At 49.7% G+C, this 14,796-nt stretch carries 11 protein-coding genes and 1 riboswitch; all 11 genes read right to left on the bottom strand.

The window, feature by feature from the left end; all coding sequences use genetic code 11:
- Positions 1-81: 81 nt before the first annotated feature.
- The 11 genes from cshA to C7R92_RS05805 all read right to left on the bottom strand — a co-directional run bounded on the left by cshA (position 82) and on the right by C7R92_RS05805 (position 14,533).
- Positions 82-1,644: a degradosome RNA helicase CshA gene (gene cshA / locus C7R92_RS05855; RefSeq protein WP_069849788.1), complete on the bottom strand. Its 1,563-nt coding sequence runs from the start codon at positions 1,642-1,644 to the stop codon at positions 82-84.
- 253 nt (positions 1,645-1,897) lie between these two features.
- Entirely contained in the window at positions 1,898-2,755 is an 858-nt protein-coding gene (locus C7R92_RS05850; RefSeq protein WP_106833535.1) for a transporter substrate-binding domain-containing protein, read from the bottom strand.
- Between the two features lie 117 nt (positions 2,756-2,872).
- Positions 2,873-4,846 carry a methyl-accepting chemotaxis protein gene (locus tag C7R92_RS05845; protein ID WP_106833534.1) on the bottom strand — a complete coding sequence of 658 codons (1,974 nt, stop codon included), beginning with the start codon at positions 4,844-4,846 and terminating at the stop codon, positions 2,873-2,875.
- Positions 4,847-4,917: 71 nt separating this feature from the next.
- A riboswitch (cyclic di-GMP riboswitch) is annotated at positions 4,918-5,018 on the bottom strand.
- A gap of 137 nt (positions 5,019-5,155) precedes the next feature.
- The gene (locus C7R92_RS05840) at positions 5,156-6,784 is read right to left on the bottom strand and encodes a formate--tetrahydrofolate ligase (RefSeq protein ID WP_106833533.1); all 1,629 of its coding nucleotides are present in this window, start codon (positions 6,782-6,784) and stop codon (positions 5,156-5,158) included.
- Between the two features lie 147 nt (positions 6,785-6,931).
- Positions 6,932-8,296, bottom strand: a complete 1,365-nt coding sequence (locus C7R92_RS05835) for an FAD-binding oxidoreductase (RefSeq protein WP_106833532.1) — start codon at positions 8,294-8,296, stop codon at positions 6,932-6,934.
- Positions 8,297-8,312: 16 nt separating this feature from the next.
- Positions 8,313-9,587: a TRAP transporter large permease gene (locus C7R92_RS05830; RefSeq protein ID WP_106833531.1), complete on the bottom strand. Its 1,275-nt coding sequence runs from the start codon at positions 9,585-9,587 to the stop codon at positions 8,313-8,315.
- A gap of 7 nt (positions 9,588-9,594) precedes the next feature.
- Complete coding sequence (locus tag C7R92_RS05825) at positions 9,595-10,062, bottom strand: TRAP transporter small permease (RefSeq protein WP_106833530.1); 468 nt, start codon at positions 10,060-10,062, stop codon at positions 9,595-9,597.
- A 64-nt stretch (positions 10,063-10,126) separates the two neighbouring features.
- Positions 10,127-11,182 (bottom strand): TRAP transporter substrate-binding protein, encoded by a 1,056-nt coding sequence (locus C7R92_RS05820; protein ID WP_106833529.1) that lies wholly within the window; start codon positions 11,180-11,182, stop codon positions 10,127-10,129.
- Between the two features lie 62 nt (positions 11,183-11,244).
- Complete coding sequence (locus tag C7R92_RS05815) at positions 11,245-12,015, bottom strand: SDR family oxidoreductase (RefSeq protein ID WP_106833528.1); 771 nt, start codon at positions 12,013-12,015, stop codon at positions 11,245-11,247.
- Entirely contained in the window at positions 12,012-13,436 is a 1,425-nt protein-coding gene (locus tag C7R92_RS05810) for an aldehyde dehydrogenase family protein (RefSeq protein ID WP_069849804.1), read from the bottom strand. Before C7R92_RS05810 ends, C7R92_RS05815 begins: the two co-directional genes overlap by 4 nt.
- A 20-nt stretch (positions 13,437-13,456) precedes the next feature.
- A complete protein-coding gene (locus C7R92_RS05805; protein ID WP_017252551.1) occupies positions 13,457-14,533 on the bottom strand; it encodes a tartrate dehydrogenase in 1,077 nt (358 codons plus the stop codon).
- Positions 14,534-14,796: the final 263 nt, after the last annotated feature.

Raw genomic sequence — 14,796 nt, 5'->3', positions numbered from 1 at the left:
ATCGCCCATGCTGGGCGCACCGAAAAAAAGACCGATGCGCACATGTGCACACCAGTCTTTGCTTGCGATATCGATCGATTCCTAGCTGCGTGGTGGACGAGATTCGCCACTGCGTGGACGGGAGTCACCGCTGCGTGGACGAGAGTCACCACTGCGTGGACGAGAGTCACCACTGCGTGGACGAGATTCGCCACTGCGTGGACGAGATTCGCCGCCGCGTGGACGATATTCGCCATTGCGTGGGCGAGATGGGCGCTTTCCGCCAAAACCGGAACCGGAACCGAAGCCACCTTTTCCTTTTGGAGGTAGCTTTTTCTTCCCTACACGAAGAGGAGCCTCTTCTGTCAGGCGAACAGGAGTCATATCTGGTTCTTTAGTCAACAGCTTGAGTGCTGCGGACACGAGTGTTACGGAATCGACATCCTCCAGCAATTGCTCTGCCAGCGTTTTATAAGGAGACAGATCGTCTCTTCCAGATGCTTCGAGAATTTTGTCTACCGTCATCTTTTGTTGACCTTCCAAAGCCTCAGCCATCGAAGGAACCGCACGGCGCTCCATGCGACGGTTCGTTGTACGCTCAATCAGACGCAGATGGTCGATTTCACGGGAAGTCACAAACGTGATTGCCAGACCTGTTTTACCAGCACGTCCCGTTCTACCGATACGGTGAACGTAGCTCTCGGAGTCTTGTGGAATATCAAAGTTAAATACATGCGTTACACCGCTGATGTCCAAGCCACGTGCAGCCACGTCAGTCGCTACCAGCACTTCGATCGTACCTTCCTTGAACTTGCGGAGCACGCTGTCGCGTTTCGCTTGGTTCAAGTCACCGTGGATACCTTCTGCACCATAACCGCGCTTGGTCAGGGCTTCGGACAGCTCATCCACTCTGCGCTTGGTTCTACCGAAAATGATAGCCAGCTCAGGGGAGTGAATATCCAGCAAACGGCACAGTACATCGAACTTTTGCTTTTCAGCTACTTCCATGTATTCCTGTGCAATGTTTGGCACGGTTACTTCTTTTGCTTTCACTTGAATGATGGTTGGTTCGTTCATGAACTGTTGCGCAATTTCCTGGATCGCTCTCGGCATCGTAGCAGAGAACAATAGCGTTTGACGATTGTCTGGAACCTCTTTCAAGATTTCCTTGATGTCGTCGATGAAACCCATGTTCAGCATTTCATCCGCTTCATCCAAAATAACAACCTCAATGGCATCCAGACGAATGGTTTTTCTTCTCATGTGGTCCATGAAACGACCAGGTGTTGCTACGATGATTTGTGGACGTTTTTTCAACGCTTTGATTTGACGCGTGATGTCTTGACCACCATAGATTGGCAGGGCAGAGATGTTTTTAAATTGGGCAATTTTATTAATCTCTTCTGCAACCTGAACAGCCAGCTCACGTGTTGGAGTCAAAACAACCCCTTGAATATTTCCGCTTGTTTCATCCAAGCGTTCAATCAATGGAATACCGAATGCAGCCGTTTTACCAGTACCTGTTTGTGCCTGACCGATCAGGTCACGACCTTGCAGTGCTACAGGAACCGTTTGATCCTGAATCGCTGTAGCCTCTTCGAAGCCCATGTTGCTCAACGCTCTAACAATGGAGTGATGTAAGCCAAAATCATTAAAAGTCGCCAATGAATGTCAGTCTCCTTTATCAATACCTTCATCTATAAAATTCTCAAAAAAAAGGGCACTATTCCTTACGATCCGGAACATGCCCTTTTATCCCCGATTGTACGTAGCACCCTAAAGAACATAGCTGTAATCGTACCATGCAATGACTGAAAAAGCAAACTGCATATATACCCAAATTGCCTGATTTTGTGATGCTACCGTTTTTAAAAAATAACAAAGCAGCCAAGAATCGGGCTGCTTGTCTGTTATCGGATTATTTTACCCATTTGTTGTAAAGCTCATCAAACATTCCTTGCAGTTTCATCTCGTCCATCCACAGATCCAGGTAGTTAGCGAAGATGGTGTCTCCGCGATGGATCATGTAGCCTTTTTCACTCTTCGTGAACGGATTGTCGGTCAGAGCTGGATACAGGCGGGAATCTGCTTTGGAATACACAATCGCTTCCAGCGTATCTGTGATCATCACATCGTACTTACCGCTTGCTACCAGACCAGGAATGTCGAGGTTGTTTTGTTCAACTGTTACAGTTGCTTTTGTCAGATGTTCACGAACGAATTTTTCGTTGGTGCCACCTGGATTCACACCAATGCGCACCTCTGGCTTGTTGATGTCTGCTACACTCTTGTACTTGTCTTTATCTACTGCACGAATGAGCGGAGCTTTACCGAACATAATATAAGGATCGCTCATGTGCGCTTTTTTCTGACGGTCTGTGTTGCGCGTAACGCCTCCGACAGCAATATCGAATTTATTTGCCAAGAGATCGTTCATCAGTGTTGGCCAAGATGTTTGGACAAAACGCGCCTCTACTCCCAGGCTTTTTGCGAATTCTTTCATCGCATCGATATCGTAACCTTCGAATTCGTTCGTTTTTGGATTCAAATATGTAAATGGTTTGTAGTCACCTGGAGTACCTACGAGGATATAGCCTCTCGCAATGATTTCGTCCAAACGAGACTCAAACTTCTTCGTTTGCGGTTTTTTAGCAGCTTCAGCAGCTACGGTTGGCACAGGCTTAACCGCCGTTGCGGCAAAAGCACCTGTTCCGCCTGTCATGAGCATAGTTGCAGCGAGTGTGCTCGCCAAGATTGTTTTTGTAATTTTTTTCATCTGGTTTCTCCTCCTGTTAAACGGTAATGAATTTAGTTATCAGAAACAAACTCCCTCATCCCCTAATGGCATCCCCCCTTTCAAATGAAGAGGACGTACAACCTGTCGAGCTGCCTCTTACACAGTAAACCTGCCAATTCCTTGCTGTAATTCTTCTGCCACTGCGTTCAAACGCTCGACAGACTGGCCAATTTCCTGGATGGCTTGAAGTTGCTCTTCGGTCGCCCTTGCCACTGTTTGCGCGTCGAGTGAAGCATGTTTTGCAATGTTATGCATTTCATCTACAGAAGCACTCACCTGTTGGGAACCCGCTGACATTTGCTCAGATGCTGCGGATACTTCCAAAATGTGCGCAGCAACGTTACGGGAAGATTCCAAAATATGCCCAAAGATTTCGCGAACCTCTTCGACCAGTTGAATACCTTGCTGAGCGTTTTGGTTGCCCGCGGTCATGACTTCTACCGCGTGACGAGTATCCTGCTGAATTTCTCCGATCAGCATCGCGATTTTGGATGCGGATTCTTCGGATTGATTCGCCAGTTTTTTTACCTCTCCGGCAACCACAGCAAACCCACGTCCATGCTCGCCGGCACGTGCTGCCTCAATCGAAGCGTTCAAGGCAAGCAAATTGATTTGCGAGGTTAACTGACTGATCGTATCGAGAATGCCTTCGATTTCTTTGGAACGATTGTTGAGCTGCTCGATGGCTACTGTCGCCTTCGATGTTCCCTCCCCAATGCTTCCCATCTGGCGAACTGCCTGCTCTACCACAGCAGTTCCTTGCTCTGCCTGCTCTGTTGCTACCTGGGCAGCCTCTGAAACATGTGCAGACGTCTCCGCGATTTTCACGATGCCTGCTGCCATGTCATTCATAGACAACGCGACATCCTGCGAGCTGGTGGCCTGCGCCTCTGCTCCCTCAGAAATCTGTGCAATAGACAAACCGATTTGGTTGATGTTTTCCGTCGCTTGTTTAATACCTTCGGATACTTCCTGACTAAAACGCTGTACTTGATCAGACGACAGAGATACGTCTTCGATCAAATTTTTCAAGTGCGATACCGTCTGGTTAAAGTCACGTGACAGTACTGCAATCTCGTCTTTTCCCTCAACCGTTACGGTCTCTTTCAAGTTCCCCTGCGACACTACATTTACTGCGTGATTCAGACGCTCAATTGGTTTCACCATGCGTACAGCCAAGAAATAAACGAGGACAACCCCAATCGCCAACACGATGAGGGAAATTACCATCAATCGGACTGACAATTGATCGACAGGCGCATGCAGCTCCGCTACGGGTGCAGTGATGTATAGGCCCCAGTTCAAACTGGTAGGAGCATAGGAAGCAAATCGCTCTACATTCTCGTATTTGTATTGGGCGATTCCATGATTCCCTTGCTTGATATCTTCAAAAGCTGTCTGAAGCTCAAGAATACCCATGTCGAGAATCGATTCCTTCAGAATGTACTCGCTTTTCGGATGATAAATAAATGTTCCTGTTTTGCTTACTAAAAAGGCGTAACCAGCTTGGCCAAATTTCTCTTCGGACACCTTTTTTTGGATTTCGTTGATAGGAATAGTAGAACCGATATAACCGTATTGACGATTGTCCTTCATCAATGGAACGACAAGAGTCACGATGTTATTCCCTGTTCGCTTTGAAATGACTGGCTCGGAGACAACAACCTTCCCTTCCCCTTTGCCGGCTTCTTTAATATGCGGACGATCCGAGATGTCGGTCACTTCTCCCTTGAAATTGATTACTTTCTTACCGCTTAAGTCATGTGAAAAGAAGAACGTCTCAAACTCGGGATTTTCCTTTTGAGCTTCTTGAATAAGTTTCAGGTCCTGTTCGACATTTTGATCAGCCGACATCAGCCCTCCCACCGCATCTACAATACTAATTTTTTCTTGAAAGAAACCATCGATACGTATCGAGAGATTGCTAGCTGACAACTCAGCTTCTTTGTCCAGACTGTCTGCCAAAAGATTGGAAGCACTCCAATAGCTTGCACCGCAAACCGTACCCAAACTAATAACCAACAGCAGGCACAAAACGATAATTAGCTTATTCTTCAAACTATTTTTCATACCGATTCACTTCTCCCTTCTGTTTTTTCAACAAAAAAAGACTGCCCACCGACAGCCCATCATGACTACGGTATGGCAACCCGGCTGTCCTAGCTGCGAAAGTCATTTGACTTTCGTCCTTAGACCCGTGGCTTTGCGTCCCTGCCTTTCAACAGGTTTGCCTTTGTCATTCCTTGTTGTTTTTTCAGTTAATGTCCACTTTTTTTCAATCTCACCTTTCATTTCCCATAACTTTTCGCTAATAAACCTCAAAATGGACAAAAAGCTGACAACCTTTTACAGTTGTCAGCTTTTTGTCAAACTTTTTGATTAGCTTAATCCGATCACTTGCCCATCCTCGTCTACATATAACGATTCCGCAGCTGGCTTTTTCGGGAGGCCTGGCATTGTAACCAAGCTTCCGGTCAATGCGACGATAAAACCAGCTCCTGCTGATATGCGCACTTCGCTCACTTGGATCGTGAAGTCAACAGGTGCCCCCAATAGATCAGCGCGGTCCGTAAAGGAGTACGGTGTTTTCGCCATGCATACAGGCAGATGAGACATGCCCATTTCTTCTACCTTTTGCATTGTTTTCAATGCCAGCGGCGAAAAGACAACCCCTGATCCACGGTATACTTCTTTCACGACAGTCTCTATCTTGTCTTTAATGCTGAGGTCTTCCTCATACAAGAATCGGAAGGAGGAAGGTCGCTCTGCTGCACGCGTCACTTTTTCAGCCAGCTCGACACCGCCAGCTCCTCCTTCTGCCCATACTTTGGAGAGTGCCGCTTCGGCTCCGGCCGCTTGGCACAGCGCAATGACGGCATCAATCTCTGCCTGTGTGTCCGTCGCAAAATGATTGATGGCTACCACTGCTGGCACACCGAACTTCTGGAGGTTTTCCAGATGGCGCTTGACGTTTTCGAAACCTTTTTCCAGAGCAGACAAGTTCTCCACAGCCAGGTCAGGTACTTTTACCCCACCGTTGAATTTCAACGAGCGAACCGTAATGACCACAACAGCAGCCGATGGAGTCAGGCCTGCTTTTCTACACTTGATGTCAAAAAACTTCTCTGCTCCCAGATCAGCACCAAATCCCGCCTCTGTTACGACGTAATCCGCCAGCTTCAAGGCCATCTTGGTTCCGATCACGCTGCTGCACCCATGCGCGATATTGGCAAAAGGTCCTCCGTGAATAATGACCGGAGTTCCCTCGATTGTCTGTACGAGATTGGGCTTAATCGCTTCCTTCAAGAGAACGCACATCGCATCGACCGCGTTGATTTCTTCTGCCCGTACAGGCTGGTCATCAAAATCGTAGCCAACGATGATATGGTTCAACCGCTCGCGCAAGTCTGCCAGATTCTCACTCAAGCATAAAATCGCCATGATTTCTGACGCGGTCGTAATCATGAAACCATCCTCACGCGTCATCCCATTGCCGTCACCCAGACCAACAACGATGTTACGCAGTGCGCGGTCGTTCATGTCCATTGCCCGTTTCCAGACGATTTTCTTTGGATTGAGCCCGCGCGGATTGCCATGGAAAATATGATTGTCGATCATCGCTGCCAACAAGTTATGTGCAGCTGTAATCGCATGAATGTCCCCTGTAAAATGCAGGTTAATTTCATCAGCCGGGAGAATTTGTGCTTGGCCGCTTCCCGTTGCGCCTCCTTTGATCCCCATGCAAGGACCCAAAGACGGCTCGCGAAGCGCTGCAATTGTTTTCTTCCCGAGATAATTTAATGATTGTGACAGACCAATCGTCGTGAGCGTCTTCCCTGCTCCCGCCGGATTTGGGTTCATCGCTGTAACAAGAATCAGTTTGCCATCAGGGCGATCCTTCACTTGCTCCCATAGTTCATCTGATAGTTTGGCCTTATACTTTCCGTATAGCTCCAAATGCTGTTCTTCGATACCTGCACTCTTGGCAATTTCAACAATAGACTTCATTTTTGCCTCCCTGCCACACCAGAATGAAATGCACCAGTTACCAATCTTCTACATTCTGCATAATCATCCTTTCTCCTCTCCTCTTCGACACATTACGCAAAAGAAAAAGCCCACATTCCGACAAACGCTCAGAATGCAGGCTCTCTGTTATTTCCCAAAAATTTTTCCCGGATTCAAAATGCCGTTCGGGTCCAGCACTTGCTTCATGGCTTGCATGACGTCCAGTGCATCTCCATGTTCCTTGCGCTGGTATTTGATTTTCCCTACACCCACACCATGCTCTCCGGTGCAGGTTCCTCCCCGACTCAATGCGTATTCCACCAGATGGGCATTTACTTCCTCGGCACGCGCCACTTCTTCGGGGTCATTCAGGTCGATCATCAGGATAGCGTGATAGTTCCCATCCCCGACATGCCCTGCTATCGCTCCATCCAGCCCAGCGCGATCAATCGCTTGCCGCGCATCCACAACAGCTCCTGCCAGCTCAGAAATCGGCAAACAAACATCTGTCACCATCAGCTTTTTCCCGGGGGATTTGTGCAGGAAGGCATACGCCAGGTTATGACGAGCGTCCCAGAGCTGCGTCCGCGCCTTCGAATCGGTTTCAAAAAGAAACTGCGTGCAGCCATGTCCATCGGCGATGTTCTGCGCAAAGTCGATATCATACGCGAGACCTTGTTCACTGCCGTGGAACTCGATAAACAGCGTCGGTGCTTCCGGGTAACTCGTTTCCTTATAAAGATTCACTTGTTGGATAGAACGTTCATCAACCAGCTCGATTCGCGCTACTTGAATACCCGCTCCAAGAATATCCACGACGGTATCGACGGCATCCTGCACGGAAGGGAAGCTGGCACGTGCCGCCGTTGTCGCCTCAGGTATGCCGTAAACACGCAAGGTCAGCTCTGTAAACACACCAAGCGTTCCCTCTGACCCGACAAACAGCCCTGTGAGATGGTAGCCTGAGGAGGATTTGGCAGTCATGCTCCCTGTACGGATGATACGTCCATCCGCCGTCACCACTTCCAGATCACGCACCTGATCACGCATCACGCCATAGCGGACAGAGGTTGTTCCACTAGCGTTTGTAGCAGCCATCCCACCCAAAGTCGCGTCGGCGCCAGGATCGACGGAGAAAAACAATCCGTGCTTTTTCAATTCTTTATTGAGCTGGGTACGCGTCACACCTGGCTGGACTCTCACGAGGAAATCCTTCGGTCGCACCTCCAGCACCTGGTTCATCAAGGAAAAATCCATGCTAATTCCGCCCGCATAAGGAATCGCGTGGCCTTCCAGACTGGTCCCCATGCCAAACGGCGTTACCGCAATGCGCTGTTCGTTGGCCAGCTTCAAGATTTGACTGACTTCCTCTGCTGTCTGCGGAAACACGACCACATCCGGAAGACGCGGGGTATGATACGATTCATCATGGCTGTGGTGCTCCAGTATTGTGGGGTTAGTCGATACTCGTTCTTCCCCCAGCAATCCTACTAACGCTTGCTTGTAATCCACGTTGGTTCCTCCTCCGTTACTTGCTCAAGTTGACAAGGAATAAGCTGATTTCAGGAATGTAGGTGATGAGCATTAAGTCGACGATCATGATGACCAAAAACGGGATCACCGCTCGCTCAATCTCCGTATTCTGGAGCTTCGCAATATTTCCTGCTACCAACAAATTGATCCCAACCGGTGGCGTCAGCATACCGATCGCGGAGTTGACGACCATGATCACCCCGAATAGCACTGGATCAATGCCCAAAGAATTTGTGATCGGCAGCAGGATCGGTGTCAGGAGAATGATCGTAACCGCCGTTTCCATGAACGTCCCCAAAATGAGCAGCAAAATGTTAATAATGAGCAACGTAATGATCGTGCTGTCTGTAATCCCCAGCATGAATTGCGCAATTTCCTGCGGGATGTTTTCCCTCGTCATCAGATAACCAAACGCATTGGCGGTGGCGATAATCAGCATGATGACGGCTGTCATACTCGCAGAGCCGGCGAATATTTCCCCCAAGTCCTTCCACTTGATCTCCCGGTAGACGAAAAGCCCGACAACCAGACCGTAAATCACGGCTACCACTGCTGCTTCTGTCGGAGTAAAGATGGCTCCGTATATACCACCAAGAATAATGATCGGCATGAGTATCGCCAAAATGGCGTCCTTGAATGCCTCCCCTATCTCTTTGGGCGTATGCTTTTCTCCGCCACCCCAGCCGTTTTTCTTACTGATCCAATACGAGTACAGAATCAACGAAATGGCTACGAGAATGCCCGGCCCGATCCCGGCAATAAACAAGTCGCTAATCGAAGCACTCGCTGCTACCCCGTACAAAACCATCGGCACGCTCGGAGGAATCATGACACCGATCGTTCCCCCTGTTGCATGCAAGGCCGCAGAAAAGCGAATATTGTACCCTTTTTTGACCATGTGCGGGATCAATATTCCCCCTACGGCTGCCGTTGTCGCGGCAGAAGAACCCGATATCGCTGCAAAAAAAGTACAACCCATGACCGCCACGATAGCCAATCCTCCAGGCAGATTCCCGACAATCGTATTCGCAAAGCGAATCAGCCTAGCGGAGATTCCGCCTGTTTCCATCAGCTTTCCTGCCAAGAGGAAGAACGGGATTGCCATCAGTGGGAAGGAATCTGTTCCATTGAACATTTTTTGAATGACAACCAGAAGAGGGATGTTTCCCTCCAGCATAAACACGACAACCACGGATAACCCCAGTGCCACCCCAATCGGTACGTTCAGGATCAGGAGCACCAACAGTGTTAAAAACAAAATCGTACCCACAATCTGGTCACTCCTTCCCGGTAATGTCTTTCCACGTCACATGGATCACGTTCATGATGAGTAAGGCACCGCTGATCGGAATCACCATGTATACATAGCCCATGGGAACGAGCAGAGTAGGTGAGGTTTGTGTCATGCTTCTCGCAGATATCAAGTAGCCTTGCTGAACCATGATGAGAAAGAAGACCAGACTACACAAAGCGGCAATAACCAGTACCACCTTGTTCATGCGAGGCGACAAGTACTTTTGAATGTATTCCGTACCGATGTGTGCCTTGATCGACATCGCGTACGCTGATCCCAGAAACGTGATCCAGATCAGCAAATACCGGGCCAATTCCTCCGTCCAGGCCAAGGGCTGGTCGAGCAAAAAACGGAAAAGCACCTGCAGGAAGATGGCGATCACCATAATAGCCAGAAGGGCAATGATGAAAAAACGAAGGATGCTGTTTATTTTGGAAACAAGGTTGCCCACACACAATCTCCTTTCGCAGGAAAAAGGGGAGAAAAGCCAGAGTGGCCCGTCTCCCTTCTGCCGTTTATTTTGTATTTACAATTTGATCCACCAGCTCTTTGCCAAACTGCCCGGAAAATTTGTCGTAGACAGGCTTCATCGCATCGCGGAAAGCTTGCTTATCAACGTCCTCGGTAATGACTACACCTTTTGCTTTAATATTAGAAATGGCCTCATCCTCCATCTTGATCATCAAATCGCGCTCGTACTGACCCGCTTTTTTGGCTTCCTCGGCAAGAAGTTGCTGGACATCTTCCGGGAGCTTATCCCATACAGGCTTGCTGAACAAAATCATCGCCGCTGAGTAGACATGCCCGGTCAAGGCCATTTGCGTTTGCTTGGATTCATATAGCTTGTAGGTCTGTGCGACAATCGCCGGATTTTCCTGAGCATCGACGACTCCTTGTTGCAGCGCCGTCAACGCCTCTGTCCAAGCCATTGGGGTCGGCTTCGCGCCCAATGCTTCGAATGCAGCCAGATGGATCGGGTTTTCCTGTGTGCGTATCTTCAACCCTGCTACATCCTCCGGCTTCTTGATCACCTTCGAGCCATTTGTAATATGGCGGAAGCCGTTTTCAGCCCAAGCCAGCCCGACCAGATTGGCGTTTTCCAAATCCTTGAGGATGTCCTGCCCGACTTGTCCGTCGAGTACCTTGTACGCCTGCTCACGGCTATTAAACAAGAATGGGAGATCCAACACACCCAGCTTCGGATGGAAATTCATCACGGGCGCAGTCGAGGTAATCGACATATCCGCCGTTCCAAAGGTCAGCGCCTCTGTCAATTCACGCTCCGCTCCTAGCTGGCTCAGCGGATACACCTCGATTTTCACTTTTCCGTTCGATCGCTTGTCGACATCCTCGGCCATTTTTTTCAATGCCAAATGGTATGGATGATCCTCCGTCAGTGAATGCCCTGCTTTGAACACATAGCTTTGGCCGTCACTTTTCGGTGCTTCTGTCCCCCCGGCTTGTCCCGCAGGCGGGGCAGTCTGTTGACCGCCTCCTCCTCCGCATGCCGCCAGAAATAAAGACACAGACATGATGCTCGCTAGCACGAAGCTCCCCTTCTTCCGAAACATGCGATAGTACCCCCTGTTGATTCTTTTGTTTTTTAAATAATATGAAAATTTAGTTCATTTTACTAGATCCCTCTTCCGCCGTCTACATTCATGACCTCGCCCGTGACAATTTTGGATAGATCAGAAGCCAAATAGAGAGCCGCATGCGCGATATCCTCTGGCTGAATCAACATGCCCAATGGAACACTGCTGATGAAAATATCTTTTTTCCCGGCCTCTACCTCCGCTTCATCTCCATTGATAAACTTACCGAGCATCGGCGTCTCTGCCGGACCTGGATTGATGACATTGACCCGGATTTGAAAAGGGGCTAGCTCAATCGCCAGTGCCTTGCTCAACATAATAGCGGCCCCCTTGGACGCGCAATACGCATTCAGCCCCGGACGGGCGCGAATCCCGGCAATCGAAGCGATATTGATGATGCTGCCTTTCCCCTTCTCCTTCATGTGGGGAACCGCATGCCTTGTCGTCAAAAAGATCGACTTCGTGTTCACAGACATGATGCTATCCCACTGCTCCAAAGTCAGCTCCTCAATGGGGGTAAACGCTTGGGGAACACCCGCGCAATTGACCAGGACATCGATCGATCCGTACACTTCGAGCGTTTCCTTTACGAGTGCAGCAACGCTAGTATCGTCTGTCACATCTGTTTGCACCGCATGACCTTTCCCTTGTAGCAGCTCTTGAGCCACCGCTACTGCCGCCTCTTTGTTCAAATCAGCCAGGATGACGTTGGCTCCCTCGTCCGCAAAAAGCTTCGCAATGGCCTTGCCCATTCCGGACGCAGCCCCTGTTACAATCGCCGTTTTTCCTTGCAAAAGGTGCCCACTCATAGGTTGATCACCACCATTCGCTCTTCTGTCATTTCTTCGACTGCGTAACGCGGGCCTTCCTTGCCCAGTCCGCTGTTTTTAACTCCGCCGTATGGCATGACGTCATTACGATAGGTCGATACGTCGTTGATCACCACGCCACCATACTCCAGGACCCGTGCCGCTTTCATCGCGATGTTCAAATCACGGGTAAAAATCCCCGCCTGCAAGCCGTACTCCGAATCGTTGGCTTGGGCAAACGCGTCATCGAGATTACTGTACGGAATGATCGTAACGACGGGCGCGAACACTTCCTGGCAAACCACCTTCATCTCTGGCCTTGTATCCACCAACACAGCCGGATAGAAGAGAGCTCCCTCGCGTTTGACAGGCAAGAGCGATCTGGCCCCTTGGCTAATTGCTTCCTGTACCCATTCCTCAGTACGACTCGCTTCTTTTTCACTGATCATCGGTCCGACATCCGTCTCCGGGTCTTCCGGGTTTCCTACCTTCAACTGATGGACATGTGAGATATACAAGTCACTGAACGCCTGCATAACCGATTCATGTACGTAAATGCGCTGGACAGCAATGCACGCCTGACCGGCATTGTGAAAGCTGCGGGCGGCTGTTTGACGGGCTGCCAGCTCCAAATCTGCATCGAGGTGCACGATATTGGGAGAGTTGTTGCCCAGCTCCAGCGCAACGGGACGCATGCCACTTCGTTCCTTGATGCGGCGACCGACTTCTCCTGACCCGGTAAAGGTGTACATGGCAATGCGCTCTTCATCCAGCAGCCATTCCCCTACCTGACTGCCTGCCCCCGTCACGATATTTACATAGCCTTTTGGCAAGCCCGCTTCCTCCAGGATCTCCACCAATAGAAAGGTTGCGATAGGTGTGACTGTAGCTGGCTTAACCACCAGCGTATTTCCTGCTGCTAGCGCTGGCGCGATCTTGTGCGTGCTGAGCAGCAAAGGGTAGTTAAACGGCGTTATGGCACCGATCACTCCCTTTGGCACCCGAATGGTAAAGCCCAGACGGTTTTCCGAGCCTTCTGTTGCTTGCAGCGGAATCATTTCCCCGTGAATCTTCTTGGCTTCCTCTGCCGACAAGCGCAGTGTATTGATCGTCCGATCCAGCTCATTCATCGCATCCTTGCGCGTTTTGCCCACTTCGCGAATCAAGGATCGCTCCATCTCGTCTCGGCGTTCCTCCATTAGCTCAGAGGCTTTCAGCAAGATTTTGTATCGTTGAAAAGGGGTCAATTTGTCTGCCTTAAACGTCTCCCACGCAGCTTCAACCGCTTCCGTTACATGCTGTTGACGGGCCTTGGCAATACGTGCGATGCACTCGCCCGTGTACTTGTGAAGGACGGGAATGTAGCTCTCGGCTTTCACCCATTCTCCACCGATGTACAAATCATACGATCTCGCTTCCATGTCCTCTTCCTCCCTTATATTTATCTCGTTGTTTGATAGATGTGGCGAACGATTTCGTCTCCCAACTCTTTTGTTGTCGCCGTCCCCCCAAGATCAGGAGTGAGCACCTTGCCATCTTGCAACACGTTTTCGATCGCGTTCATGATGACAGCACTGAGCTCTGGCAGATCGAGATGATCCATCATCATGGCGAGGCTCCATACTTGTGCGATCGGATTGGCGATTCCTTTCCCCGCGATATCTGGCGCAGAGCCGTGAATGGGCTCAAACATGGATGGATACTTGCGCTCCGGATTGATGTTCGCAGACGGAGCCAAGCCCAACCCACCAACGATCGCCGCCCCGAGATCGGTCAAAATGTCTCCAAACAAATTGCTCGCGACAACGACGTCAAACGTTTCTGGTCGTGTGATGAAATACGCAGCAAGTGCGTCGATATGATACAGATTGGTCTGGATACCTGGGTATTCCTGACTGACTTCCTTTACGATCTCATCCCAAAATGGCATGGAGTGGTTAATGCCGTTGGACTTCGTAGCCGCGGTCACGCTCTTTTTCGAACGTTTTTCCGCCAGTGCGTAAGCGTATTTGAGGATGCGCTCTGTGCCGTACCGGGTAAATACATTGTTTTGCACCGCCATTTCGTACGGTGTACCTTGGTGCATGCGCCCACCCATGTTGGAGTACTCACCCTCTGTATTCTCCCGCACCACGACGAAATCGAGATCGGCATGCCCCTTATAGCGAAGCGGACTTTCCAGGCCTTTGAGCAGCTTGACCGGGCGAAGGTTCACATACTGCTGGAATGCTCGGCGAATCGGCAAGATCAACTCCCACACAGAGACATGATCAGGAACCTCGGGTGCCCCTATCGCACCAAGCAGAATCAAATCATAGTCTTTTAAAATAGGGAGTCCATTCTCCGGCATCATTTTGCCGTGTTGGAGATAGTAGCTACAGTTCCAATCCATGACATCACGAGCAAACCGAATGCCGCCGTGACTCTCTTCTATGGCTCCCAACACCTTCAGGCCTTCTTCCATGACCTCGGGACCGATTCCGTCTCCTGGAATTACTGCAATGGAATAGTGAAGCAACAGTCTCCCTCCTAAAAATCTAAATTTTTCGACTTCATGCAACGCTATTCACTTGCATGATTAATGCCAAGCTCCGGATCATGCACCCTGACCGAATAAAAGTCTTCCATCCGTTCCTCTCCATGCATCACTTGTCTGGTGACATTGCAAAACAACGCAACAAAATGTTGCAACACGCATTGCAACATTTGTTCTCGCCAAGCTATACCGTTTCATCCATTATCGGGTACAGCCGAGATACATGCAAAAATGGGTCATAGTCT

This window comes from Brevibacillus porteri (assembly GCF_003013475.1).
Taxonomy (GTDB): Bacteria; Bacillota; Bacilli; order Brevibacillales; family Brevibacillaceae; genus Brevibacillus; species Brevibacillus porteri.
This window is presented reverse-complemented; position numbering and strand designations above follow the sequence as displayed.